The 26,371-nt window shown below is 70.1% G+C and carries 20 protein-coding genes; 10 read left to right on the top strand and 10 right to left on the bottom strand.

Annotated features, from left to right (window positions below; genetic code table 11):
- The first annotated feature begins 2 nt into the window (after positions 1–2).
- From xdhB to WS91_RS25320, 7 genes are all read left to right on the top strand, one after another.
- Positions 3–2,366, top strand: a complete 2,364-nt coding sequence (xdhB, locus tag WS91_RS25350) for a xanthine dehydrogenase molybdopterin binding subunit (RefSeq protein WP_059671253.1) — start codon at positions 3–5, stop codon at positions 2,364–2,366.
- A gap of 315 nt (positions 2,367–2,681) precedes the next feature.
- On the top strand, positions 2,682–3,464 hold the full coding sequence (locus WS91_RS25345) for a substrate-binding domain-containing protein (RefSeq protein WP_059671294.1): 783 nt from the start codon (positions 2,682–2,684) through the stop codon (positions 3,462–3,464).
- 597 nt (positions 3,465–4,061) lie between these two features.
- Positions 4,062–4,466: a nuclear transport factor 2 family protein gene (locus WS91_RS25340; protein WP_059671252.1), complete on the top strand. Its 405-nt coding sequence runs from the start codon at positions 4,062–4,064 to the stop codon at positions 4,464–4,466.
- 530 nt (positions 4,467–4,996) lie between these two features.
- The gene (locus WS91_RS25335) at positions 4,997–7,273 is read left to right on the top strand and encodes a TonB-dependent receptor (RefSeq protein ID WP_059671251.1); all 2,277 of its coding nucleotides are present in this window, start codon (positions 4,997–4,999) and stop codon (positions 7,271–7,273) included.
- A gap of 39 nt (positions 7,274–7,312) precedes the next feature.
- Positions 7,313–8,104 carry an ABC transporter ATP-binding protein gene (locus tag WS91_RS25330; RefSeq protein ID WP_038751832.1) on the top strand — a complete coding sequence of 264 codons (792 nt, stop codon included), beginning with the start codon at positions 7,313–7,315 and terminating at the stop codon, positions 8,102–8,104.
- A complete protein-coding gene (locus WS91_RS25325; RefSeq protein ID WP_059671250.1) occupies positions 8,098–9,132 on the top strand; it encodes an ABC transporter substrate-binding protein in 1,035 nt (344 codons plus the stop codon). Before WS91_RS25330 ends, WS91_RS25325 begins: the two co-directional genes overlap by 7 nt.
- Positions 9,129–10,208: a FecCD family ABC transporter permease gene (locus WS91_RS25320; RefSeq protein WP_038751837.1), complete on the top strand. Its 1,080-nt coding sequence runs from the start codon at positions 9,129–9,131 to the stop codon at positions 10,206–10,208. Before WS91_RS25325 ends, WS91_RS25320 begins: the two co-directional genes overlap by 4 nt.
- Positions 10,209–10,344: 136 nt before the next feature.
- Here the strand turns inward: WS91_RS25320 and WS91_RS36340 are convergent, their stop codons facing one another.
- The 4 genes from WS91_RS36340 to WS91_RS25305 form a co-directional block, all read right to left on the bottom strand.
- On the bottom strand, positions 10,345–10,791 hold the full coding sequence (locus tag WS91_RS36340) for a hypothetical protein (protein WP_156432492.1): 447 nt from the start codon (positions 10,789–10,791) through the stop codon (positions 10,345–10,347).
- A 14-nt stretch (positions 10,792–10,805) separates the two neighbouring features.
- Complete coding sequence (locus WS91_RS25315) at positions 10,806–11,753, bottom strand: LysR family transcriptional regulator (RefSeq protein WP_059671249.1); 948 nt, start codon at positions 11,751–11,753, stop codon at positions 10,806–10,808.
- A 79-nt stretch (positions 11,754–11,832) separates the two neighbouring features.
- On the bottom strand, positions 11,833–12,471 hold the full coding sequence (locus tag WS91_RS25310) for a 2-hydroxychromene-2-carboxylate isomerase (protein WP_038751842.1): 639 nt from the start codon (positions 12,469–12,471) through the stop codon (positions 11,833–11,835).
- Between the two features lie 97 nt (positions 12,472–12,568).
- The gene (locus tag WS91_RS25305; RefSeq protein ID WP_038751845.1) at positions 12,569–14,005 is read right to left on the bottom strand and encodes a TAXI family TRAP transporter solute-binding subunit; all 1,437 of its coding nucleotides are present in this window, start codon (positions 14,003–14,005) and stop codon (positions 12,569–12,571) included.
- A gap of 430 nt (positions 14,006–14,435) precedes the next feature.
- Here WS91_RS25305 and WS91_RS25300 point away from each other — a divergent pair, with 430 nt between their 5' ends.
- From WS91_RS25300 to WS91_RS25290, 3 genes are all read left to right on the top strand, one after another.
- Positions 14,436–14,804 (top strand): BON domain-containing protein, encoded by a 369-nt coding sequence (locus WS91_RS25300; protein ID WP_059583674.1) that lies wholly within the window; start codon positions 14,436–14,438, stop codon positions 14,802–14,804.
- A gap of 117 nt (positions 14,805–14,921) precedes the next feature.
- Positions 14,922–17,021 carry a D-(-)-3-hydroxybutyrate oligomer hydrolase gene (locus tag WS91_RS25295; RefSeq protein ID WP_038751850.1) on the top strand — a complete coding sequence of 700 codons (2,100 nt, stop codon included), beginning with the start codon at positions 14,922–14,924 and terminating at the stop codon, positions 17,019–17,021.
- Positions 17,022–17,628: 607 nt separating this feature from the next.
- Positions 17,629–19,476 (top strand): S10 family peptidase, encoded by a 1,848-nt coding sequence (locus WS91_RS25290; protein ID WP_059583554.1) that lies wholly within the window; start codon positions 17,629–17,631, stop codon positions 19,474–19,476.
- Between the two features lie 331 nt (positions 19,477–19,807).
- On the opposite strand, the gene WS91_RS25285 is transcribed toward WS91_RS25290, so the two are convergent.
- The 6 genes from WS91_RS25285 to WS91_RS25260 form a co-directional block, all read right to left on the bottom strand.
- Positions 19,808–20,602: a sulfite exporter TauE/SafE family protein gene (locus WS91_RS25285; protein WP_038751855.1), complete on the bottom strand. Its 795-nt coding sequence runs from the start codon at positions 20,600–20,602 to the stop codon at positions 19,808–19,810.
- Between the two features lie 518 nt (positions 20,603–21,120).
- The gene (locus WS91_RS25280) at positions 21,121–22,563 is read right to left on the bottom strand and encodes a DHA2 family efflux MFS transporter permease subunit (protein ID WP_038751857.1); all 1,443 of its coding nucleotides are present in this window, start codon (positions 22,561–22,563) and stop codon (positions 21,121–21,123) included.
- Positions 22,564–22,690: 127 nt separating this feature from the next.
- Complete coding sequence (locus WS91_RS25275; protein WP_038751860.1) at positions 22,691–23,827, bottom strand: glycerophosphodiester phosphodiesterase; 1,137 nt, start codon at positions 23,825–23,827, stop codon at positions 22,691–22,693.
- A gap of 363 nt (positions 23,828–24,190) precedes the next feature.
- Positions 24,191–24,805 carry a LysE family translocator gene (locus tag WS91_RS25270; RefSeq protein WP_038751861.1) on the bottom strand — a complete coding sequence of 205 codons (615 nt, stop codon included), beginning with the start codon at positions 24,803–24,805 and terminating at the stop codon, positions 24,191–24,193.
- 279 nt (positions 24,806–25,084) lie between these two features.
- Complete coding sequence (locus tag WS91_RS25265; protein WP_059583560.1) at positions 25,085–25,612, bottom strand: GNAT family N-acetyltransferase; 528 nt, start codon at positions 25,610–25,612, stop codon at positions 25,085–25,087.
- Positions 25,609–26,196 carry a helix-turn-helix domain-containing protein gene (locus WS91_RS25260; protein WP_038751867.1) on the bottom strand — a complete coding sequence of 196 codons (588 nt, stop codon included), beginning with the start codon at positions 26,194–26,196 and terminating at the stop codon, positions 25,609–25,611. The genes WS91_RS25265 and WS91_RS25260 overlap by 4 nt, the downstream gene beginning before the upstream one ends.
- Positions 26,197–26,371 lie beyond the last annotated feature (175 nt).

Genomic DNA, 26,371 nt, shown 5'->3' with positions numbered 1-26,371 from the left:
TCATGAACCAGCAAGCCGAACCCTTCCTGAGCGTCGCCGCCGACGCCGAGCGTGACGCGTTCAAGCAGGTCCACGTGTCGCGCCCGCACGAGTCCGCGCATCTGCACGTGAGCGGGCGCGCGACTTACACCGACGACATCCCGCTCGTCGCGGGCACGCTGCACGCGGCGCTCGGCCTGTCCGCGAAGCCGCACGCGCGGATCGTGTCGATGCGGCTCGACGCGGTGCGCGCGGCGGCGGGCGTCGTCGCGGTGCTGACCGCGGCCGATATTCCTGGCGCGAACGATTGCGGCCCGATCGTCCACGACGATCCGGTGCTCGCCGACGGCGTCGTCCAGTACGTCGGGCAGCCGATGTTCGTCGTCGTCGCGACGTCGCACGATGCGGCGCGTCGCGCCGCGCGTCTCGCGCAGATCGAATACGACGAGCTGCCGGCGATCCTGACCGCGCAGAACGCGCGCGCGGCCGGCTCGTACGTGCTGCCGCCGATGAAGCTCGCGCGCGGCGACGCGGCCGCGCGGATCGCGCGCGCCGCGCATCGCGAGTCGGGCGAGATGACGCTCGGCGGCCAGGAGCAGTTCTATCTCGAAGGGCAGATCGCGTACGCGGTGCCGAAGGAGGACGGCGCGATGCACGTCTACAGCTCGACGCAGCATCCGAGCGAGATGCAGCATCTCGTCGCGCGCGCGCTCGGGCTCGCGTCGCACGACGTGCTCGTCGAATGCCGGCGGATGGGCGGCGGCTTCGGCGGCAAGGAATCGCAATCGGGCCTGTTCGCGTGCTGCGCGGCGCTCGCCGCGTGGAAGCTGCAGTGCCCGGTGAAGCTGCGCCCCGATCGCGACGACGACATGATGATCACCGGCAAGCGCCACGACTTTCATTACCGCTACGACGTCGGCTACGACGATGCGGGCGTGATCGAAGGCGTCGCGGTCGACATGACGTCGCGCTGCGGCTTCTCCGCCGACCTGTCGGGGCCCGTGATGACGCGCGCGGTGTGCCACTTCGACAACGCGTACTGGCTGCCCGACGTGTCGATCGTCGGCCGCTGCGGGAAGACGAACACGCAGTCGAACACCGCGTTTCGCGGCTTCGGCGGCCCGCAGGGCGCGTTCGCGATCGAGTACGTCGTCGACAGCGTCGCGCGCGCGCTCGGCCGCGATCCGCTCGACGTGCGCCGCGCGAACCTGTACGGCAAGACCGAGCGCAACGTGACGCCTTACGGGCAGACGATCGAGGACAACGTGCTCCCCGAGCTGATCGCCGAGCTCGAGGCGACGAGCGCGTACCGCGAGCGCCGCGCGGCGACGCGCGCGTTCAACGCGGCGAGCCCGGTGCTGAAGAAGGGCATCGCGCTCACGCCGGTGAAGTTCGGCATCGCGTTCAACGTCACGCATTTCAACCAGGCGGGCGCGCTCGTCCACATCTACACCGACGGCTCGATTCTCGTGAACCACGGCGGCACCGAGATGGGCCAGGGGCTCAACACGAAGGTCGCGCAGGTCGTCGCGCACGAGCTCGGCGTCGGCTTCGCGCGGATTCGCGCGACGGCGACCGACACGAGCAAGGTCGCGAACACCTCGGCGACGGCCGCGTCGACGGGCTCCGATCTGAACGGCAAGGCCGCGCAGGACGCGGCGCGCCAATTGCGCGAGCGGCTCGCCGCGTTCGCGGCCGAGCGCTTCGGCGCCGGCGCGGCGAGCGCGGCCGACGTGCGCTTCGTGCACGACGAAGTGCGGGTGGGCGATGCGGCCGTGCCGTTCGAGGAAGTCGTCGCGCAGGCGTATCGCGCGCGCGTGCAGCTCTGGTCGGACGGCTTCTACGCGACGCCGAAGCTGCACTGGGATCAGGCGGCGCTGCGCGGGCGGCCGTTCTTCTACTACGCGTACGGCGCGGCGGTGTCGGAAGTCGTCGTCGACACGCTGACGGGCGAGATGCGCGTGCTGCGCGCGGATGTGCTGCACGACGTCGGCGCGTCGCTGAATCCGGCGCTCGATATCGGGCAGGTCGAAGGCGCGTTCATCCAGGGAATGGGGTGGCTCACGACCGAGGAGCTGTGGTGGAGCGACGGCGGCGAGCTGAAGACGCACGCGCCGTCGACATACAAGATTCCGACCGTCAACGATTGTCCGCCGGATTTCCGTGTGAGGCTGTTCGACAACCGCAACGCGGAGGACAGCATCCACCGGTCGAAGGCGGTAGGCGAGCCGCCGCTCTTGCTGCCGTTCTCGGTGTTTTTCGCGATCCGCGACGCGATTGCGGCGCTCGGCGAGTACGCGATCAATCCGCCGCTCGCCGCGCCCGCGACGGGCGAGTCGATCCTGCGCGCGGCGCAGGCGGTGCGCGCGGCGCGGGCGGGAGCGTGACGCGCGGCGATTGCGCGGCGGCGTGAGCGGGCATCGCGCGTCGGCGCGCACGAGGCGTGCGGTGTGACGATCGCCGCATCGCATCGCATCGCATCGCGTCGCGTCGCGTCGAATTGCATTTCACTGCATTGCATCGAATCGCATCAGACCGAATCGCGCCGAAGCCGCCCCTTTCGCGTGTGTTGCGCGAATGCGGGCGGCAACGGTGCGCCGTCGCCGGCCGATCCGTACAAACCAGCGCTATTCAGCGAAACCGGTTTCCGCGAAGATGACCGTCGCTTCCTATCCGACGATCGCCCGAACACGAAGACAACGATGAGACACGCCCTGACGAAGCAGATCGGCGTCGCGCTGCTGGCTGCGGCCGCCGCGCTCGCGCAAGCGCATGCAGCCGAGCTGCACGTGATGAATTCCGGCGGCTTCACCGCCGCGTACAAATTGCTCGCGCCGAAGTTCGAGGCGTCGACGGGCAACACGCTCGACATCGCCTATGGCCCGTCGATGGGCGCGACGCCCGAAGCGATCCCGAACCGGCTCGCGCGCGGCGAACCGGCCGACGTCGTGATCATGGTCGGCTACGCGCTCGACACGCTGATTCGCGAAGGCAAGGTCGATCCGGCCTCGCGCGTCGAGCTCGCCGATTCGCGGATCGGCGCGGTCGTGCGCGCGGGCGAGCCGGTGCCGGACATCGGCTCGCCCGACGCGCTGAAGGCCGCGCTGCTGCAGGCGAAGTCGGTCGCGTATTCGGACAGCGCGAGCGGCGTCTACATCGGGAACGAGCTGTTCAAGCGGCTCGGCGTCGAGGCCGAGGTCAGGCCGAAGGCGACGATGGTGCCGCGCATTCCGGTTGCGTCGAAGGTGGCCGACGGCACCTACGCGCTCGGCTTCCAGCAGGTGAGCGAACTGCTGCCGGTGCAGGGCGTGACGTTTGTCGGCAAGATTCCGGAGGCGCTGCAATCGGTCACGCGGTTCGCGGGCGGGATTCCGGTCGGCGCGAACCATCCGCGCGAGGCGCGCGCGTTGCTCGATTACCTGGCGTCGCCCGCGTCGGCCGACGACGTGCGCAAGACGGGCCTCGATCCGGTTCCGGCGCGCTGAGCCGCTGCGTCGCGGGCCGCGATGGCGCGGGTCTTGCGGCGGCGCGCTCGATATCCTTCGATCCCGCTTTGATGCATCGGCGTGGAGCCGTGCCCGTTGCGACGTCGCGCGTCTTGCAACGGTGGGGGCATGTGCTGGCCCCAACGGACGCAGATGGAGTGTCTGCGATCGAGCGCGGCGCGTCGATTCGCGGCGCGCTCGATATCTCTCGATCCGGTTTTGGCGCACCGACGTGGAGCGTCACCGTTTGCGATGTCGAATTTCGTGCAGCGGCGCAGACATGCGTCGGCCGTCCGGTGCGCTGATCGGGGGTGGAATGTCGCGGACGCTCGAGTCGACTGTCGGCGTTCGGTCGTGCGCGCGATCGCACCCAAGCGCATCGGCGCGTTGCGCCTTCGAGCGCGAACGGCATGTTTGCGGAAAAGTCCGCACATTGGCACGCGACATGCGCGTGCCGAGCGGCACACGCGGGAAACCAGCGTTCGTCGCCATTGAAAATAGCCGACGCGTGGATCGCATCGAATGCGCGCGCCGCGCGCATCGCGTAGACTCGCGGATTCGCGCGCCATGTGTCGCGCGCCTTGACGAGAGAAGCCCATGCAAGCGCATCAACCGTATTTCGATGAAGTCGTCGCCGGCTGCGACGCGATCGGCGGCTGGCTGTCGGGCGACGTATCCGGGCCCGAGGCGCTCGACGCGCTGATGGCGCGCTTCGCGCAGCACTTCACGATGATCGGCACCGACGGCAACGTCTACGATCACGCGGCCATGCGCGCGCTGTTCGCGCGGCTCGCCGGCCGCAAGCCCGGCTTGAAGATCACGTTTTCGGAGATGCGCGCGCTCGCGGCGGAGTCGACGCACGGCGTCGTCAGCTACTGCGAGTATCAGACGGACGCGACGGGCGAGTTGCCGACGCGCCGCTCGACCGTCGTGTTCGAGCGCGATTCGCAGACGGGCGCGGTGCGCTGGACGCATTTGCAGGAAACCTTCTGCGCGAAGTGAGCGCGTGCGGGCCGGCACGCGCGCCTGCAGCATGCAGGCGGCATGTCGTCGAACGCTTTGTTCCGTGATCGGCATGTGTCGGTCCGGATCGCTCGCGCGGACGTCGGGCGGGCTCGTGATGTGCCGATCGCGGTCGAATGTATCGTCCGCGCCGATTCCGACGGTTCTCCCGATTCCTCGATTCCTCGATTCCTCGACCTCGATCCCCGTGCAAAAGTAGGATGATATGTTATATCATCGTCCCCGCCGTGTAGGCGAACCGCAAGCAATCGCGATCGCGCGACGCGCGCGTCGCCTGCACACAAGCGCGCGTGCGCGACGCCGATGCGGCGGGGCCGTCGTCCCTGCCGCCGATCGACGGCGTCGAGTCGCCCGCGCGATGCCGATCAAGGTTGCGGGAGTCGACGAGCAGTGAACGTAGCGAAACAGGCGGGGCGCATCCGGGACCGCGAAACGGGGGCGACAGCGGGGACGACAGCGGGGCGCACGATGCGCGCCCCGGCATCGATGACGGCCGAGGCGGTTCGCCGATGAGCCGGATTCCACACGCGCCGTCGCGTTGCCGCGCGTTGCGCCGGACGCCCGCAGCGGCCGGCGCGCGCACCGCCCACGCCGCCCACGCCGTGCATTGTGACCAGGCGGCCTGCGCCGATCCGTCACGGCGCAGCACGACTATCGAGCGCTGCGTGACGGCGCTCGCGTGCGCGATGACGGCGTCCGGCGCGCTCGCCGCCGACGCGGACCCGGCCGAGCCCGCGCGCGAAAGCCATCGCGAACTGCCGACCGTGCACGTGACGAGCGGCGCGCCGCACGCGCCGCCGGCGCTGTCCACGCCGCTTTCGGCAGGCTCGCGTCTGAAGCTCGCGAGCCTCGACACGCCCGCGAGCGTCGAGGCGATCACGTCCGAGCAGATCGCCGCGCGCGGCGATCGCACGATCGTCGACGCCGTCACGCGCGCGGCGGGCTTCAGCACGGCCGCGGCGCCCGGCAACGGCGGCACCGCGCTCAGCGTGCGCGGCTTCGCGGGGCAGGAATCGGTGACGACGCTCGTCGACGGCGTGCGCCTCTATCCGGCCGCGGGCACGGCCACGTTCCCGTTCTCGACGTGGTCCGCCGAGCGGATCGAGGTGCTGCGCGGGCCCGCGTCCGTGCTGTACGGCGAAGGGGCGATCGGCGGCGTCGTCGACGTCGTGACGAAGCGCCCGAGCCGCGAGCGTTCGACGACGCTGCAGGCGGGCATCGGCACGCAAGGCGGCAAGCGCGTCGCGTTCGACACGACGGGCGCGCTCGGTTCGCATCTTGCCTATCGTTTCCACCTGAGCGACGAGCGCACGCGCGGTTTCGTCGATCGCGGTGACGCGCACACGACGGCCGTCGGCGGCGCGCTGAAGCTCGACGTCGACCCGCGTCTGTCGATCGCGCTCGATTTCGATTACGGCCGCCAGAAGCCCGCGACCTATTTCGGCGCGCCGGTGACGAACGGCGTACTCGATCGCGCGCTGCGCGAGCGCAACTACAACGTCGGCGACGCGACGATCGCCTATCACGACACGTGGACGCGGCTCGCCGCGACGTATCGCGCGGGCAACGGCGTGACGCTCGACGGCCAGCTCTATTACCTCGCGACGCGCCGCCATTGGCGCGACGCGGAATCGTACGCGCTCGACGCGGCGTCGCGCACCGTCGCGCGCGGCGACTATCTCGAGATCTTCCATCGCGAGCGGCAGTTCGGCGAGCGGCTCACGGCGCGCATCGACTCGCGCGTGCTCGGCCGGGCGAACCGGCTCGTGATCGGCGTCGAGTTCAACCAGATCGCGTTCGACGGCGCGAACAATTCGCCGTATCGCGGCGCATCGACGGTCGATGCATACGGCTTCGATCCCGGCGCGTTCGCGAGCCCCGATCCGACGCTGCCGCGCTTTCGCACGCGCACGCGCCAGGCGGCGGCGTTCGTCGAGAACCGGCTCGAAGTGCTGCCGCGGCTCGCGTGGGTGAGCGGGCTGCGCTACGACCATCTGTCGTTGCGACGCGACGATCTGATCGCGGGCGGCACCTTCGACAAGACCTTCGCGCACACCGGCTGGCGCAGCGGGCTCGTCTACGAGATCACGCCGAGCCTCGCCGCGTACGCGCAATACACGACGGGCGCGGAGGGCGTCGGCTCGCTCGTCACGCTGTCGGCGTCGCAGGCGAACTACACGCTCGCGACCGGCCGCCAGTGGGAAGCGGGCGTCAAGCACGAGATCGCGGAGGGCCGCGCGTACTGGACGCTCGCCGTGTACGACATCGTCAAGCGCGGTCTCGTCAGCACCGATGTGCTCAATCCGGCGCGTGCGCAGCAGGTCGGCCGCCAGTCGTCGCGCGGGGTCGAGCTCGCGGGCGGCGTGCGGCTGGCGGGCGGCGTGACGATCGATGCGAACGCGGCATGGCTGCGCGCGCGCTACGACGATTTCAGTCAGCGCACAGGCGATGCGGCCGTGCAGCGCGCGGGCAACGTGCCGCACGACATCCCGCAGCAGAGCGCGAACCTGTGGATCGGCTGGGCGTTCGCGCCCGGCTGGCAAGCGAACGCGGGCGTGCGCTACGTCGGCCGCCGCTACGGCGACGACGCGAACCTCGTGCCGGTGCCGTCGTACACGGTGTTCGACGCGTCGCTCGCGTGGCAGGCGACGCGCGACGTCGACGTCGCGCTCTATGCGCGCAATCTCGCGAACCGCACGTACGCGGCATCGACGTCGAACGGCGGCGCGCAATGGCTGCTCGGGCCGTCGCGTTCGGCCGAGCTCGTCGCGACGCTGCGCTTCTAGCGCGCCGCCCATCCTGACGACCCTCGACGAGGCCCGCCCATGTCCGCGACACTCGACATCGAATGCCTGAGCTGGTCGCCGCCGGGCGCGCCCGGCGTGCTGCGGGAACTGTCGCTGACCGTGCGCGCGGGCGAGCTCGCGGGCCTCATCGGCCCGAACGGCAGCGGCAAGACGAGCGTGATGCGTTGCGCGTTCCGCTTCGCACGGCCGCAGGCGGGCACGGTGACGCTCGACGCGCAGGACGTGTGGCGCGCGTCGCCGCGCTGGAGCGCGCAGCGAATCGCGGTGCTGCAGCAGGAAGCGCCCGACGATTTCGGGCTGACGGTCGAGGAAGTCGCGCGGATGGGCCGCACGCCGCACAAGCGCCTGTTCGATGCGGACACCGCGGACGACGCGCGCATCGTCGAAGCCGCGCTGCGCGACGTCGATCTGTGGACGCGGCGCGAGCGGCGCTTCGCGTCGCTGTCGGGCGGCGAGAAGCAGCGCGCGCTGCTCGCGCGCGCGCTCGTCCAGCAGCCGGCGCTGCTGCTGCTCGACGAGCCGACCAACCATCTCGACGTGCGCCATCAGCTCGAATTGCTCGCGCGCGTGCGCGCGCTGCGCGTGACGACGCTCGCGACGATCCACGACCTGAATCTCGCCGCCGCGTATTGCGACCGGCTGCACGTGCTGGCGGGCGGGCGCATCGTCGCGAGCGGCGCGCCCGCCGACGTGCTGACGCGCGCGCTCATTGCCGGCGTGTTCGGCGTCGATGCGATCGTCGACGCGCACCCGGTGTCGGGGCGCCCGCGGGTCACGCTGATCTATCCGGAGGATGCCGAACGATGTTGAAACGAAGCGCTGCTTCGCCCGGCGCGGCGCGCGCGCACGCCGCCCGCACGCTGTCGTTCGCGACGGCCGCGATGATCGCCGCCGCTGCGACGACGGGCGATGCGATCGCCTTTCCGGTGACGGTGCACAGCTGCGATCGCGACGTGACGTTCGAGCGCGCGCCCGCGCGCGCCGTGAGCAACGACGCGAACCTGACCGAGATGATGATCGCGCTCGGCCTGAAGAGCCGGATGGCGGGCTACACCGGCATCGCCGGCTGGAAGACCGGCAATGCGCGGCTGCGCGCGGCGCTCGCGGGCGTGCCCGAGCTCGCGACGCACTATCCGTCGCTCGAGGCGCTCGTCGACGCGCGCGCGGATTTCTACTTCGCCGGCTGGGGCTACGGGATGAATCCGGGCGGCCCGGTCACGCCCGCGTCGCTCGAACGGTTCGGCATCCGAACGTATGAGCTGAGCGAGTCGTGCTCGGACGTGATGCGCCGGCCGCCCGCGTCGTTCGACGACGTCTATCGCGATCTGACGAACCTCGGCCGGATCTTCGGCGTCGACGCGCGCGCGGCGCAGGTCGTCGGCGCGATGCGCGCGCGCATCGACGCGGTGCGCCGCGCGCTCGCGGGGGCGGGCGCGGCGCGCGGAAAGGCGCCGCCGCGCGTGTTCGTCTACGACAGCGGCACCGACAAGCCGCTGACGGCCGGCGCGCTCGCGATGCCGAACGCGCTGATCGCGGCGGCGGGCGGACGCAACGTGATGGACGACGTGCCGCGCAGCTGGACGCAGGTCGGCTGGGAGAGCGTCGTCGCGCGCAATCCGCAGGCGATCGTGATCGTCGACTATTCGGCGGTGACGGCCGAGCAGAAGAAGCGGTTCCTGCTGAGCCAGCCGGCGCTCGCGCAAGTGGACGCGATACGCGCGCGCCGCTTCATCGTGATTCCGTACGATGCGGCGACGCCCGGCGTCGAGAACGCGACGGCCGTCGAGACGATCGCGCGCGGCCTGCATCCGGACGCGTTCGCGAGGGCGGCGCGATGAGCGACGCGACGATCGTCGATGCATCGCATGGGTCTGCCGCATCGAGCGGCCGCCGATGGCGCGCGCGGCTCGTGCTGCCCGCGCTCGCGGCGCTCGTCGCGAGCTCGATCGTCGCCGCGGTCGCGCTCGGCGCGACACCGATCGCGCCGGCGCGCGTCGTCGCGATCGTCGCCGCGCACGTGGCCGATCTGCTGCGCATCGATGCGCTCGCGCCGCACGGCGCGTCGATCGCCGAAGACAGCATCGTCTGGCAGATCCGGCTGCCGCGCGCGCTGCTCGCGGCGCTCGTCGGCGCGACGCTCGCGATGGTCGGCGTCGCGTTGCAGGCGGCGACCGCGAACCGGCTCGCCGATCCGCATCTGCTCGGCGTGAGCTCGGGCGCGATGCTCGGCGCGGTCGCGGCGACGCTCGGCTTCGGCGCGGCGTTCGGGCCGCTCACGCTGTCGTTCGCGGCGTTCGCGGGCGCGCTCGCCGCAACCGCGCTCGTGATCGCGCTCGCGTACCGGCGCGGCCGGCTCGAATCGGATCGCCTGCTGCTCGCGGGCATCGCGGTGTCGTTCGTGATGACCGCGGTCGCGAACCTGCTGCTGTATCTCGGCGATCCGCGCGCCGCGTCGTCGGTGCTGTTCTGGATGCTGGGCGGCGTCGGGCTCGCGCGCTGGGATCTGCTCGGCGCGCCCGCGTGCTGCGCGGCGCTCGCGGCGCTGCTGCTGTTCGCGCGTCGCCGCGAGCTGAACGCGCTGATGTCCGGCGACGTCGCGGCGGCCTCGCTCGGCGTGTCCGTCGCGCGGATGCGCCGCGAAGTGTTCGTGATCGCGTCGTTCGCGACGGGCGCGATGGTCGCCGTGAGCGGCGCGATCGGCTTCGTCGGGCTCGTGACGCCGCATCTGTGCCGGCGTCTCGTCGGCGCGGAGCACGGGCGGCTGCTGCCCGTCGCGGGGCTGAGCGGCGCGGCGCTGCTCGTGTGGGCCGACGTCGCCGCGCGCACGCTCGCCGCGCCGGAGGATCTGCCGATCGGGATCGTCACCGCGGCGCTCGGCAGTGCGTTTTTCATCGCGCTGATGCGGCGGCGGTGAGCGAAGGCGTAGGCGAAGGCGTGGGCGCATGGGGCCGCGAATCGACGATTCGCGGTTCGGCGGGGAAGGCACGAAATTCAGTATATGAGGTCGCGACAAGATGCGAGAAGGTCACGATAAGGTCGCGACAAACCCCTCATTGCTTGCTGGGCGGCGTCGAGTGCGCGCTGCGATTGGTGCGCGCTGGGATTGGCTCGGCGTGCCCGTGCGCGGAGCGGCGTTCGCGGTGCGGCTCCTCTTCGCGCATCGCCGCGGGCCGACCGCGCCGACGTTGGCAGACGTTGCCGCTGCGCTCAGCGGAGCGCTCTTCATCGCGCTGATTCGGCGGTGCGTGCGCGGTGCGATGGCGCGGGCGAGGGCCTTCGACGGATGCGTGCGCGACGTATCCGCGGGGCGTGCATCGTGTCGATGCGATGCGGCCTGGCCCGGCCCGGCCGCTTGTCGGCGTTTCGCTCTGCGATGCATTCGTTGGCGAACGAGCGACGCGCGGAGTAACCATCGACGGCTCGATACCGACGCCGACGCCGACGCGAATGCCGATACCGATACCGACGGCGTCGCGCATCACGCTCGCGCGGCACATTCGCCGCCGGCTCCTTACCGCCGCTTTCCCCGTACCGTCAACGCCGCCGACACATCGTCCATCAGCGCGCTCAGCCAATCGACGTCGGTTGGCCGATCGGGCGCCGGATGCCGGAGCTGATAGCAGCGAATGCGCGGAAACGGCACGGGTGGCTCGACGACGACGAGCGGCAGCAGTTGCGCGTAATGGATCGCGAAGCGGCGCGTCGTCGTGAAGATCAGGTCCGACTGCAGCAGCACCTGCGGCACGAGCCCGAAGTACGGCAGCGTCGCGACGACGCGCCGCGCGATCTCCGCGCGCGCGAGGCCGATCTCGATCGCGTTGTGCCGCGCGCCGATGTACGGCGCGGGCGCGAGATGCGCGGCGTTCGCGTACGCGTCGCGCGTGAGCGGCGCGCGCGCGAGCGGATGGTCGCGCCGCATCAGGCAGACGACGGAGTCCGAGAACAGATCGGTGCGCACGAAGCGCGGATCGGGCTTCGGCCAGTTGCCGATCACGAGATCGAGCGCGCCCGCATCGAGCGCGGCGGCGTGATCGAGCGACGGATTCAGCGAATCGATTTCGAGCCGCGCGTGCGGCGCCGCCGCGCGAAAGCGCGCGATCAGCGTCGGCATGAAGAAGTCGTTCAGGTAATCCGGCGCGGCGATCCGGAACGTGCGGCGCGCGGTGTCCGGATCGAACGGGCCGTGCGGCGTCGCGACGAAGTCGATGTCGTGCAGCGCGCGCTCGGCGGCGCCGAGGAGCGACGCGCCGTACTCGGTCGGCACCATGCCCGTCTTGCCGCGCACGAGGAGCGGATCGCCGAGCGCGTCGCGCAGCTTGCGCAGCGCGGCGCTCACCGCGGGCTGGGTCTGGTTCAGGCGCAGCGCGGCCTGCGTCACGCTGCGCTCGACGAGCAGCGTGCGCAGCACGCGCACGAGCCACACGTCGAGCGACGCGGCGGGGTCTTGATCCGGTTGCATCTGCGGCGGGGAAGGCGGCATCAGGCGCAGGCGCAGGCGCGGCGCATCGCGCGGCCGCGGCGCGGCAAGCGGGGCGACGTCATGCGAATCCGGACGGCAGCGCGCTGATTCGTCTCACTTCGTCCGATTCGAGCCAGCTCGGCGTGCGCGCGCAGTAGAGCACCATCGGCAGCGCGTCCTCGCCCCAGAAGAGCTGGCGGTTCAGCCAGAAGGTCGGCACGCCGAACACGCCGAGGCTGATCGCGTCCTCGGTGTTGCGGCGCAGCTGCGCGAGCGTTTCGTCGGACGTGATGCGGTCGTCGTCGTGCGCGATGCCGACGCGGCCGCACAGCTCAGCGAAATTGTCGGGCGCCGTCGGGTCGCGCCCCTCGCGCCAGACGAAGCGGAAGATCTCGCGGATCGCGTGGACGTCCGAATCGAGCGCGATCGCGAGCAGCAGCAGGCGCGTCGAATCGAACGGATGCGCGGGCGGCATCCTGAACGGGATGCCGAGCTGCTCCGCGCGAAAGAGCGCGTGCCGATAGGTGAAGACGCGCTTCGCGGGCACGTCGGACGCGGGGCGGTGGCCCCAGCGGCGATGCATTTCGGCGAGCGCCACCGGCGTGAGCGCGAACGCGATGCCGGGCCACTTGCCGTGCTGCTCCAGCAGCAGATACGAGAACGGCGACAGGAAGTCGTAGAACCATATCGGCTGGGAGGCGTCGAGGCCGACGGTCATGGAGAGTCTCCTGAGGAAAAGGACGCAACGCGCGGCCCCGTTGTTCAATGTTACGCGGCGGCGCGGGCAAATGCAGCCGCCGCGACGGAATTTCGGCTCAAGCGCCGGTTGACGGAGGCGGGCTGCCGGCGGGCCTTGGCTGCGTTTGCGTTCGCGCGTCCGGCGCGGCGGGCGACGGCGTCTCGTGTTCGCGCGCGAGCAGCCGCTCGCGGACGAAGCCGATATGCTCGCGCAGCACGTAGAACTGGCCGGCGTACGCGAGCGGCATCTTCATCCGGTTGACCGATTCCTCGACGTCGTCGAGCTTGTCGAGCAGCTCGATGCGCTCCTGCGCGGTGTGCTCGCCGAGCGCGTTGCGCTCGAGCGCGATGAGCGCGCCGTACCAGCGGTAGATCCGCGAGCGCACGCGCCAGCCGTACAGCGCCGGCACGAGCCGCAGCCCCGGAATCAGCACGACGATGAGCGGCACGACGATGAAGAGCAGCCGGTCGACGAGGCTCGCGACCCAGAACGGCAGCTTCCGGTACAGGAACGTCTTGCCGGACTTGTAGTAGCGCGCGGCGTCGTCGGACAGCGGAAAGCTGCTGTGCGTGACGGAGGACGGGAACTCGCCCGCGCGCTGCAGGATCGTCGCGTGGCCGTGCACTTCGCGCGCGGCCTCGATGAGCAGGTCCGACAGCGCCGGATGCAGCGTGTCGCGCGCGATCAGCTCGACGGTCGGCGACAGCGTGTGGATGTCCGACGGCGGCAGGTTCGTGCCCGGATCGTAGACGCCCATCGGCAGCGTGATGTCGGTCAGGTACGGGAAGCGCCGCGTGTACGCCTCGGCCTGCGTAAACGAATAGAAATGCACGCCGGGCGCGCGGAACAGCTTCGCCATCACCGGAATCTGCGTCGAGTCGCCGGACAGGAACGCGGCGTCGATCCTGCCTTCGGTCAGCGCGCGCGCCGCGTCCTCGCCCGCGAGCGGCAGCAGCTCGGTCGAGCCGCCCGGCGCGATGCCGTTCATCTTCAGCAGCGCGAGGCCGAGCTCGTGCGCGCCCGCGCCCTCGGCTCCGAGCGCGAGCCGCTTGCCCTTGAACTGCGACAGCCGCTCGATCACGGGCCCGCGATAGAAGATCGCGAGCGGCACGTAGCCGACGCTGCCGAGCGACACGAGATTCTCCTGCTTCTCCTTCTGCTCGATGCCGCTCTGGACGAAGCCGACGTCGACCTTCTGCGCCGGGTCCGACAGCCGCGCGAGATTTTCGGCCGAGCCTTCGGATTCGAGCACGTCGAGCGTCACGCCGTTCTTCGCGAGGATCTGCTTGTAGCGCTGCGCGGCGCGCCAGTTCGTGCTGCCGGGCGGGCCGGCCGAGATCGCGAGCGACGTCGGCGGCGCGGGCTGGATCAGCGCGATCGCGAGCCAGATCGCGGCGATCGACAGCGCGACGGTCGGTCCGATCGACATCGCGAGATCGCGCCACGACACCGCGACGAAACGGGCGACGATGCGGTGCGGCCGATGACGGCGGCGAGGTTGGTCTGGCTTCATGAGACTGACGGCTGGCGGTCTGTTCGCGGCGATGGTACCCGAGTTCGGCGGCTCTGCGGCGGCGCGCTGCGTCGCGCCGCGGCAAGAGAACTTGGCGCGCACGCGGACTGTGGATTACATTGTGCAGGGTGCCCGGGCGCGTGTTCATCTGTCGAACGCGTGCCCGGGCGCCGGCCGATGCGGCCGCATGCGCCGCAACGGCCGCGCCCGTCGTCGCGCAGCGTTCCGGCGCGGCGAGGCGCGCAGCGGACGGGTTCCGATCCGCCGCGCGCCGGTTCGCATCCGGCCCGATTCCCGGCCGGCGCACGTCCCGCATCATCTCGCGCAGCCGACGTGCGGCGTCGCGCGACGCCGCATCGCGGTCCGCTCGCGGACCGAGCATCGCCTGCTGTCGCGGTTCCCGTCGAAACCATCAGAATCAGGAGAACGCATGAAATCGATCGTATCGAAGGCTGTCGCAGGCATGATCGTCGCGGCGCTCGCGTGCGGCAACGCATTTGCGCAGGCGAGCGAGCCCGCCGCGGCGGCGAGCGAACCCGCCGCCGCGACGAACGCGTCGAAGGCGGCCGCGAAGACCGCGCGCAAATCGAACCGCAAGCTCGGCTACGCGGTGCGCAAGGCGATCTCGAAGGTGAACGGCGTGAACGTGTCGAACATCACGGTGCGCGCGAAGGGCGGCGTCGTGACGCTCGAGGGATCGGTGCCGGATGCGTCGCAGATCGACAAGGCGGTCGAGGCCGCGAAAGGCGTGACGGGCGTCGCGTCGGTCAACAACAAGCTGTCCGTTCAGCCGCAGTGACGGCGATGCGCGGGCGGCGTCGCTGCGCCGCCCGCCCGCCGTGCGCGCCGGCCCGGCTCGGCGCGCGCCGCTCGACGATCGGGCGGCTAGAACCAATCAAGCTGACTAGGGGCAACAATGACGACGATCAGGGGCGGATCGAAGCGCGCGTCGATGCTGGCGCTCGCGCTCTTCGGCAGCGTGCTGCTCGGCGCATGCCACGGCGACGATAACGCACAGGTGAACGTGCTGCCCGGCTTCGTTTCGGGCAGCGTGCGCACCACGGCCTTCGACGGCGTCAGCGACGATCTGCTGACGGCCGGCCTCGGCAAGACGGGCTTGGGCGGCGACACGCGGCCCGGCTTCGCGAATCCGGCGCAGCCGACGGCGGCGGAGCTGCGGCGTCTCGCGATCTACTCGAACTACCGCGCGCTCGTCGACGTCACGCCGAACGGCGGCTACGGGCGCTTCTGGGGGCCGAACGTCGATCTCGCCGGCAACGACACGCTCGGCGAAGGCAAGATCGCCGGCACCGAATATCTCGCGTACTCCGACGACGGCACCGGCCGCAAGAACGTCACGCTGCTCGTGCAGGTGCCGGCGAGCTTCGATCCGGCGAATCCGTGCATCGTGACGGCGACGGCGTCGGGCTCGCGCGGCGTCTACGGCGCGATCGCGTCGGCGGGCGAATGGGGCTTGAAGCGCGGCTGCGCGGTCGCGTACAACGACAAGGGCGGCGGCAACGGCGCGCACGAGATCGGCACGGGCCTCGTCACGCTGATCGACGGCACGCTCGCGAGCGCGGCGAGCGCCGGCAGCGCGAGCCTCTTCACCGCGAGCGAGTCGAGCGGCGCGCTCGCTTCGTTCAACAGCGCGTTTCCGAATCGCTACGCGTACAAGCACGCGCATTCTCAGCAGAACCCGGAGCAGGACTGGGGGCGCGTGACGCTGCAGGCGGTCGAGTTCGCGTACTGGGCGCTGAACCAGCAGTTCGGGCCCGTCGTCGAAGGCACGCGCCGCGGCATCCGCTACCGCCCGGGCGACATCACGACGATCGCCGCGTCGGTCAGCAACGGCGGCGGCGCGGCGCTCGCGGCGGCCGAGCAGGATACGCGCGGCTGGATCACCGCGGTCGTCGTCGGCGAGCCGCAGATCAACGTGCGCCTGAGCTCCGGCGTGACGGTCGAGCAGGGCGGCGTGCCCGTGCCGTCGTTCGGCCGGCCGCTCGCCGATTACGCGACGCTCGCGAACCTGCTGCAGCCGTGCGCGGCCGCGGCGCCCGCCGCGACGGGCGCGCCTTATCTCAGCGCGCTGCCGACGGGCGTCACGCAGTCGATCCGCATCCAGCGCTGCGCGACGCTCGCCGCGGCCGGGCTCGTGTCGGGCGCGGATACGCAGAGCCAGGCGAACGACGCGCTCGCGCAGCTTCACGCGGCCGGCTATCTCGCTGACTCGGACCTGCTGCAGGCGCCGATGTGGGATTCGCAGGCGACGCCGGCGATCGCGGTCACGTACGCGAACGCGTACACGCGCTCGCGCGTCAGCGACAACCTGTGCAACTTCAGTTTCGCGACGACGAACCCGGCGACGGGCGCCGTCGCCGCGCCCGCCACGTCGCCGATGACGAACCTGTTCGGCGCGGGCAACGGCGTGCCGCCGACGAACGGCATCAATCTCGTGTTCAACGGCGCGTCGGGCGGCGTCGACCACCGGCTCGCGACGCCGGACGCGAGCTTCGCGGGCGCGTTTTGCCTGCGTCAGCTCTGGAGCGCGAACCAGCTCGGCATCGGCGCGAACGTCGACGCGGTGCGCGTGAACGCGAACCTGCAGCACAAGCCGGCGATCATCGTGCACGGCCGCAGCGACGCGCTCGTGCCCGTCAACCACGCGTCGCGCGCGTATGTCGCGCAGAACAGCGCGACCGAGGGCAACGCGAGCCAGCTGTCGTTCTACGAAGTGACGAACGGCCAGCATTTCGACGCGTTCCTGCCCGTGCCCGGCTTCGACACGCGCTTCGTGCCCGTTCACTACTACGACGAGCAGGCGCTCAACCTGATGTGGAACCACCTGAAGAACGGCGCGCCGCTGCCGCCGTCGCAGGTGATTCGCACGGTGCCGCGCGGCGGCGTGCCGGGGGCCGCGCCCGCGCTGTCGACGGCGAATCTGCCGCCCATCGTCCAGTCGCCCGGCGCGAACGCGATCACGGTGAGCGCGGGGGCGATCGACGTGCCGCTCTGACGCGGCGTCGCACGCACCTGATTGCCCGCGACGGCCGGCCCGCACGCACGTGCGGCCGGCCGTTTTTCATTGGCGAACCGCATCGGCCGGATCGCCGCGATTCGTCATTTTTCCTGTAACAAATTCTTACTTTACGTTGCAGACCGGCGCTTCTAATATGCGCCGATATTTGCTCATATTTTTAAAAATTACATGTGACTAATATATTTCTGTTTCATTAATTAATCCTTTCTGGAATATTTTTCGGTCCTCGAAAAATCGGATTCCGTTGGCGGATGATGATTAATCGAAAATCGGGTGGGGATTATTTTTTGTAAAAGAACAATGCCCGCGGCCGCTTGGCTGCTGGCAGTGGGGCGGGCTTGTCTGCTCGGAACGCAGGGGGCGTCCCGCGCGGTCGGCATTTCGATTGCCGATTTTATTCTGGAGTTGATTCCAGTGCGTCGAACCGGAAATTCGAGCGGGTAAATAATTCCGTGCGCCAATGCTGCGCATGGCGAAAATGCTCGGGTGCGCGTCGCATAACGGTCGCATTCCAAGCGAGGAACGTCGATGAAATCATCCGTTTCAATCGGCGGAATTTATCGTTCTATTCGAGAGGGCAATAATGAAGACACAGAAGTCCTTGAAAGACGGTTTCGCGCTCAGATTGGGCAGGGCGGCGCGACCGGTCGCCGCTGCCGCCCTTGCCGCGCTGTTCGTCGCCGCGTGCGGCGGCGATGACGGAGGCGGTGGCAGCCCGTCGCTCGCGGCCGCGAACGTCGCGAACTCGGCGACGTCCGCGAACGCGACGACGGCCGCCGACGCGACGACCAACGCCGCGCTGCCGCCCGATCAGCCGTACATCGACAACGACGTCTACGGCACCGGCCCGAACGATTCCGTGACGGACGCGACGGAAGGCGCGGCGCTCGTGCACCGGCAGGTGAAGCTCGGCGACCAGACCCTCACCTACACGGCGACGGCCGGCCACCTCGTGACGATCGATCCGATCACGTCGAAGCCGAACGCGAAGATGTTCTACGTCGCGTACACGCTCGACAATCCCGATCCGAAGAAGCCGCGCCCCGTCACGTTCTTCTACAACGGCGGCCCGGGTTCGTCGGCGGTTTACCTGCTGCTCGGCTCGTTCGGGCCGAAGCGGCTGCAGTCGTCGTTCCCGAACTTCACGCCGCCCGCGCCGTACCGGCTGCGCGACAACCCGGAGAGCCTGCTCGACCGCTCGGATCTCGTGTTCATCAACCCGGTCGGCACCGGCTACTCGGCCGCGATCGCGCCGGCGAAGAACAAGGATTTCTGGGGCGTCGACCAGGACGCGCACTCGATCGACCGCTTCATCCAGCGCTACCTGACGAAGTACGCGCGCTGGAACTCGCCGAAGTTCCTGTTCGGCGAATCGTACGGCACGGCGCGCAGCGCGGTGACGTCATGGGTGCTGCATGAGGACGGCATCGAGCTGAACGGGATCACGTTGCAATCGTCGATCCTCGACTACTCGAACGCGGTGAGCGCGATCGGCATCTTCCCGACGCTCGCGGCCGACGCGTTCTACTGGAACAAGACGACCGTCAGCCCGAAACCGGCCGATCTCGACGCGTACATGGCGCAGGCGCGCAGTTATGCGGACAACGTGCTCACGCCGCTCGCGCAGGCGCCGAATCCGCAGGACGGGGGCTTCGTCAACGTGCGCCTGAACCTGAACCTCGCGGCCGCGCAGCAGATGGGCGCATACATCGGCACCGATCCCGTCTCGCTGATCCAGACGTTCGGCAATCCGGCCGCGCTCGGCAACGTGCCGTCGTCGGACGACAACCCGCCGTACACGTTCTTCCTGACGCTCGTGCCGGGCATCCAGATCGGCCAGTACGACGGACGCGCGAACTACACGGGCAAGGGCATCGCGCCGTACATCCTGCCGAACTCGGGCAGCAACGATCCGTCGATCAGCAACGTCGGCGGCGCGTACACGGTGCTGTGGAACGACTACATCAACAACGACCTGAAGTACGTGTCGACGTCGTCGTTCGTCGATCTGAACGACCAGGTGTTCAACAACTGGGACTTCAGCCACACCGATCCGACGGGCGCGAGCCGCGGCGGCGGCAATACGCTGTACACGGCGGGCGACCTTGCCGCGACGATGAGCCTGAACCCGGACCTCAAGGTGCTGTCGGCGAACGGCTACTTCGATGCGGTGACGCCGTTCCATCAGACTGAGCTCACGCTACAGCAGATGCCGCTCGATCCGTCGCTCAAGTCGGCGAACCTGACGATGAAATACTATCCGTCGGGCCACATGATCTATCTGAACGATCATTCGCGGATCGCGATGAAGGCGGATCTCGCCACGTTCTACGACGGCGTCCTGGCGGACCGCACGGCGTTGCAGCGCGTGCTGCTGCGTCAGCAGAAGGCGCTGCAGTTGAAGCAGCAGAAGCAACAGCAGGGGCAGTGACGCGGGGCTAGCCGTTTTCGGCCAGGCCGCTCGCCGTCGTCTCGCGACGGCGGGCGGCCAACGCTAGGGGGCGGCGGCTTCGCGGCGATCGTTGCCTCGCGGGCGCATCGCGCTCGCGAGGTTTTTTTGCGTGGCGGTTGCGCGAAGGCTGAGTGGCTGCGTCGAGCCGCGTCGGAGACAGCGAAGGGACGAAGGGACGAGGGGACGAGGGGACGAGGAGACGACGGCTGCGAAGGGTGGCGAGGCGCAGCGATGGGCTGCGATGGCCGGCGCGGCACCGCACCGCGCGATCGCGGCGCGCCCGACCAACGCCTGGCGCGCGCGATGCGGGTCAGGAAAGCACGAGCTTCGCGCCGACCGCGACGAGCGTCGTCGCGAGAAGCCGGCGCAGCAGCCCTTCGGGCGCGCGCGCCGACAGATGGCTGCCGGCGACGATGCCCGGCACCGAGCCGATCAGCAGCGACACCAGCATCGACCAGTCGACCGAGCCGAGCATCCAGTGCCCGATGCCGGCGACGAGCGTGAGCGGAACCGCGTGCGCGATGTCGGAGCCGACGATGCGCGTCGTCGACAGCGCCGGGTACAGCAACAGCAGGACCGTCACGCCGATCGCGCCCGCGCCGACGGACGTCAGCGACACGAGCACGCCGAGCACGGCGCCCGTGAGCACGGTCGCGGCGAGCGTGCGCGCCGGGCTTGGCGGCAGCGCGCGCGTGCGCCGCGCGGCGAATGCGGCGAGTTGCGGGCGAAACAGCAGAGACAGCGACGTGAGGAGCAGCGCGGCGCCGAGCACGAGCTGGATCATCCGGCTCGTTTCCTGCGAGTGCATGCCGTGCGAATGCAGGAACCACAGCGTGATCGCGGCGGCGGGCACGCTGCCCGCCGCGAGGCGCCCGGTGATCCGCCATTCGACCGTGCCCTTGAGCCCGTGCACGAAGGTGCCCGTCGCCTTCGTGATCGCCGCGTACAGCAGATCGGTGCCGACTGCGGTTGCCGGATGCACGTTGAACAGCAGGACGAGGATCGGCGTCATCAGCGAGCCGCCGCCGACGCCCGTCAGACCGACGAGGAAACCGACGAGGAGGCCGGACAGGGAGTAGAGCGGATCGATATGAGGCAACGACATCGGCGGAGAACGTTAGGCGTTTGAAAGCGACGGCGCGAGGCGAATCCGACATTGTCGCAAAACTCGCGAGTCGATGCGGAAATGCGCAAAAAGATCGGGGAAGAACCGCGAGGGCGTCGAGCGGACGAAGGCAGTCAGCCGCGCGCGGCATGCGATGCGAGATCGGGCGTGAAGAGGGCGGCGGCGGACGGCGCGGCCGCACCCCGCCGCCCGCGCGAAGCCGCCGGCGCCGGAGCTCGATCGCCAGCCGCGAACGATGCGCTCGGAAGGTGTCGCGCGGCGGTGCGCTCGAAGGCGAGCACGCACGGCGCAACGCTTAACCGGCGACCGGCGACCGACAACCGACAACCGACAACCGACAACCGACAACCGGCGACCGGCGACCGACAACCGACAACCGACAACCGGCAACCGGCAACCGGCGACCGGCAACCGACAACCGACAATCGGCAACAGGCGAGCCGCACCCCGCCGCGAGCGATGCGCGCCGCCGGCGCAGCCCGCGTGTTTCGCGCCACTCAATGCGCTGCGCCGCGCAGCTCGGCCGCGGCGTTCGACTGCGCGCGGATGCGCAGCGCGAACGCGAGGCACGCGGCGGCGGCGGCGAACACGGCGCCGCACGCGAACGCGACGCGATAGCCGCCGTTGAGCGCGACGGGCAGCGCCGCGTGCGCGGCGACGAGCGAATCGGTGCGCGCGGACGCGACGCTCGCGAGCACCGCGAGGCCGAGCGCGCCGCCCATCATGAACGAGGTGTTGACGATCCCCGACGCGAGCCCCGAATCGCTCGGCGCGACGTCGCTCATCGCGGCGAGCAGCACCGGATTGAACGCGACGCCCGCGCCGATGCCGAGGAGCGCCATGCCCGGCAGCACGTGCGCGACGAAGCCGCCGTCGGCGGGCGCGCGCGCGAAGAGCGCGAGGCCGATCGCGGCGGCCACGAGCCCCGCCGCGATCGGGCCGCGGATGCCGAAGCGCATCACGATCTTCGCGGACAAGCCGAGCGAGAACGCGGCCATGATGAGGTTCGCGGGCAGGAATGCGAGGCCCACCTCGAGCGGCCCGTAGCCGAGCACGCGCTGCATGTAGAGCGCGGACAGGAAGAACCACGCGAACATCGCGGCCGCCCACAGCACGCCGATCGCGTTCGCGGCCGCGACGTTGCGCTTCGCGACGAGCACGAGCGGCATCAGCGGATGCGCGACGCGCGCCTCGATCGCGACGAACGCCGCAAAGAGCGCGGCGGCGCCGGCGAGGAGCGAGACCGTTTGCGTCGACAGCCAGCCGGCCTCGTTGCCGTTCACGACGCCGTAGACCGCGAGCATCAGCGAAGCCGTCACCGCGACGGCGCCCGCGACGTCGAGCCGCGCGTCGGCCGCCTGCGCGCGCGCCTTCGGCAGCAGCGCGGCGGACAGCGCGTAGACCACGACGCCGATCGGCAGGTTCACGAGGAAGATCCAGTGCCAGCTGAGCACGCTCGTGAGGAAGCCGCCGAGCAGCACGCCGAGGCTGCCGCCGCCCGCGCAGACGAAGCCGTAGACGCCCATCGCCCTCGCGCGCTCGCCCGGCTCGATGAACAGATTCATGATGAGCGACAGCGCGACGGCCGACACGACCGCGCCGCCGAGCCCCTGCACCGCGCGCGCGGCGATCAGCACGGCCTGCGTCTGCGCGAGCCCGCACGCGAGCGATGCGAGCGTGAAGAGCGTGAGGCCCGCGAGGAACATCCGGCGGTGGCCGTACAGGTCGCCGAGGCGGCCGCCCAGCAGCAGGCAGCCGCCGAACGTCAGCATATAGGCGTTCACGATCCAGACGAGTGCGGTTTCGGCGAAGCGCAGGTCCGCGCCGATCGACGGCAGCGCGACGTTGACGATCGTCGAGTCGAGCACGATCATCAGCACGCCCAGACAGAGAACGACGAGCGCGTACCAGCGCTTCGGGCCGTGCAGGCCGTGTGTCATGGGGAGGCCTCCGAAGGAAGGGAGGCTGCATTGTAAGCTCGCTGTGAGGCGTCTTGCTGCCGGTTGCTGACAGGCGACGCGTCGTTCGCGCGCGGGCCGCGGCGACGCGCGGCCCGCGCGCGCAGGCTCACCGGCGGAACGTGTCGACGGCGGCGCGGCCGACCGCGGGATCGTCGGTGAAGAAGCCGTCGATGCCCGCGCGCAGATACGCCTGGATCTCGCGCACCGAGCCCGCCGTGTTGCGCGCACTCGGCGCGCCGCCGTCCTTCAGCGAGCCCGGCAGGAAGTTGTTTTCCGGCCGGAACGTGTACGGATGCACGAGCAACCCCGCCTCGTGCGCGTCGCGCACATAGTTCGTCGGCTGCTGCAGCGCGCCGTCGGCGCCCACCGGAATGATCGAGGTCTTGTACGGCCCGAGCGCGTTCGCATACGTCGCGATCTCGCGCATCCCGCTTTGCGTCGACAGATCGCCGTAGGTGCGCGCATCGCCCGCCTTCACGAAGTCGTACGGCCGTTGCTTCGGCTCGTCCATCAGCTGCACGAGCTTCCAGTTCGGCTGGCTCGCGCCGATGCGGTTGCGGATCGCCTTCAGGTTCGCGACTTCGAACGACTGGATGTAGACGGTCGCGTCGCGCGCGGTGTACGGGTCCTGGCGCAGCGCGTCGACGAGGCGGTCCTCGAGCGGCAGGCCGATCGACTGGAAGTAGGTCGGGTGCTTCGTCTCCGGATAGAGATGGATCGTGCGGCCGACCTGCGCGGACATTTGCTTCGCGAGCGCGACGATCTCGTCGAACGTCGGGATCTCGAACTGATCGTCGTACGCGGTGTTCGCCGGACGGTACTGCGGGATGCGCTCGCGCGCGCGCAGCGTCTTCAGCTCGGCGAGCGTGAAATCCTCGGTGAACCAGCCGGTGAGCGGCACGCCGTCGATCGTCTTCGTCGCCTTGCGGCTCGCGAACTGCGGCAGCGCCGACACGTTCGTCGTGCCCGAGATCTCGTTCTCGTGGCGCGCGACGAGCACGCCGTCGCGCGTCGCGACGAGGTCCGGCTCGATCACGTCCGCGCCGTCCTCGATCGCCTTGCGGTACGACGCGAGCGTGTGCTCGGGGCGCAGCGCGCTCGCGCCGCGATGGCCGACCACCTGCACCTTCGCCGAGATCGGCTGCGTGGGGGCGGGGTCGTCGCCGCCGCAGGCGGCGAGCGCGAGCGTCGCCGCGCACGCGAGCGCGACCGGGGAGAAAGCGAACAAGCGCTTGAAGAACATGTCGTCGATCCTGTGAAACGAAAACGGGCTTCGAAAAAGGGTGGCGTCGGCGGCGGGCGTTTGCGCCCGCGCGCCGCATGCGAGCGCGGCGCATTCCGCGCGGCCTGGGCCGGCCGGGATGCGATCGTCGCAGCGAATGATTACATATGTATTACGTATTGCTGTCTATTTTCGTGCGCCGGGCTGATGGCGCAAAGCCGGGTGCCGCGCGCGTCGGAACCGGCGACGAAGGCGCGGCGATGCGGATGCGAGCACGTCGTCGGCGCGCGCGAACGCGCGATGGGCCGCCGATCGAAGCCGCGGCGTCGCGCTCCATGCGAGGGAACGCGCGCGATCCCGTCCGGCTGCCCGTGCAATGCCGCGTCAGCGCTCGACGATCGCGGCGACGCCGAGCGCGATGAAGAGCGCGCCCGCGAGATAGCGCCCGGCGATCATCGCCGCGCCGCCCGGCGTCGCGCGTGTGCGCAGCGGATGCGCGAGCGCGATGCAGGTCAGGTCGGCGAGCGAGAACAGCAGGTTCGCGCTCGCGCCGAGCAGGAAGAGCTGCCAGCCGACGCCGAGCGGCGCGGCCGGATCGACGAATTGCAGCAGGAACGACAGATAGAACAGCGCCGATTTCGGATTCGACGCCTCGATGAGCGCGCTCGACGAGATCACGTTCCTCGGCACGGCGGACGGCGCGCCGTCGTCGCCCGCGCGCGAGCGGATGCGCTCGACGCCGAGCCAGACCAGATACGCGCCGCCGGCGACGCGCAGCGCGTGATAGAGCCACGGCGACGTGTCGAAGACGACGACCGCGCCCACCGCGACCGCGCAGATCTGGACGAATGCGCCGAGATGGATGCCGAGCGCCGACAGCACGCCCGCGCGTCGGCCGTGCTGCAGCGTCAGCGAGACCGTTTGCAGCAGCGCCGGGCCCGGGATGAAGCCGAAGCCGAGACAGGTGACAATGAAGGCGAAAGTCGGGTTGACCGTCATGGGGAATCGCTCGTCGAGGAAACGCGGGACCGGCCCGGCGGCGATGCTCTGCGGCTCGAATCGGCCACGGCGCGTATCGACCGCGGCGCGCCGATGCCGCATGCAAGCGCGCCTGCGGCATGCGTGGCACGTGGTGCAATCTGCAGACGAAACGGCCGATCAGGCGAGCTTAAGGCACGGCGGCGTTGCCGGGCAATCGAAAGATGGCGGCGGGCACGGGACGGCTGGCGCAGGCGTCGCACGTGCGGCTGGCGCGGCGCGCGATCCCGGCGCCGCGGCTCAGACCCGCTTGTAGAAGAACGTCGTCGCGCACGGCGCGCCGTCGGGCATCAGCGCGTAATCGGGCACGACGCCGACGCGCTGCCATCCCGCGCGCCGGTAGAGCCGCTCGGCGTCGCCGCCCGTCACCGTGTCGAGCACGAGGACGGTCTTGCCGGCCGCGCGCGCGGCACCGTCGAGCGCGTCGAGCAGCCGCTGCGCGACGCCGCGGCGCCGCGCGTCGCGATGCACGAGCATCTTGGCGACGTCCGCGCGATGCGGCTGGTTTTCCGGCAAGCGCGTGATCATCTGGACCGTGCCGACGATGCGGCCGTCAGCGTGTTGCGCGACGAAGAGCGTGCGATCGCCACGCGCGACGCCATCGGCCACGTCGCGCCAGAACGCGCGCGCCTTGTCTCGCGCGAGCGGCGCCATGAAGCTCACCGACGCGCCGCCTTCGACGCAATCGATCAGCACGTCGGACAGCGCGTCGATGCACGCGGCCGCTTCGTTCGGCCCGACGCAGCGCACGTCGATCGAGTCGCTCATTCGATTCTCCCGGCACGGATCGCGTTCGCAGCGGCGAGCGCGACGACGTAGCGCGCGGCCTTGCGGCCCGGATTGAAGAAGAGGGTCGGGCGATCGACACGCATCGCGAGACAGTCGCCGGCGGCGACGCGCCACGTGTCGTCGCCGCTCGTGATGTCCATTTCGCCTTCGAGCATCCAGATCTGCTGATGCCAATCCGCGTCTCGCTCGCCGGTGTCGTACGCGACGCGCTCGCCGGGCGGGAACCTCACCTCGACGAGCTGCAGCGGCGACGCCACCGCGGGCGACAGGCTGCGGCGCACGTAGCCCGACGCCGGATCTTTCCAGACCGGCTGCTCGGCGGCGCGAGCGAGCGGCGACGCGGCGTGCGCGTCGCGATCGTCCTCGAACAGCGACGCGAGCGACACGCCGAGCGCATTCGCGAGCCGTTCGAGCACGACGGCCGTCGGGCTGCTTTGCGCGCGTTCGATGAGCGAGATGTTCGAGCGGCTCACCTTGCTGCGTTCTGCGAGCGCGTCGAGCGAGTAGCCACGAAGGTCGCGGAGGGCGCGCACACGGCGCGCGATCAGTTGGTTGACGTCCATGCAATCCAGTATATTGGATAAAAATCCAGAATACTGGATGACGTGTCGGGCGATGCGATCACGTGCGCATCGAAGGCGCGTTCGGCGGCCGGATCGAGCGGATCGCTCGCGCGGCGCGGCGCGTTGGCGAAGCGCCGCGCCGCTCGCACCGTCGTACGGCCGCACCGCTGCACCG

The sequence above is a fragment of the Burkholderia sp. MSMB1498 genome (assembly GCF_001526245.1).
GTDB lineage: Bacteria > Pseudomonadota > Gammaproteobacteria > Burkholderiales > Burkholderiaceae > Burkholderia > Burkholderia savannae.
This window is presented reverse-complemented; position numbering and strand designations above follow the sequence as displayed.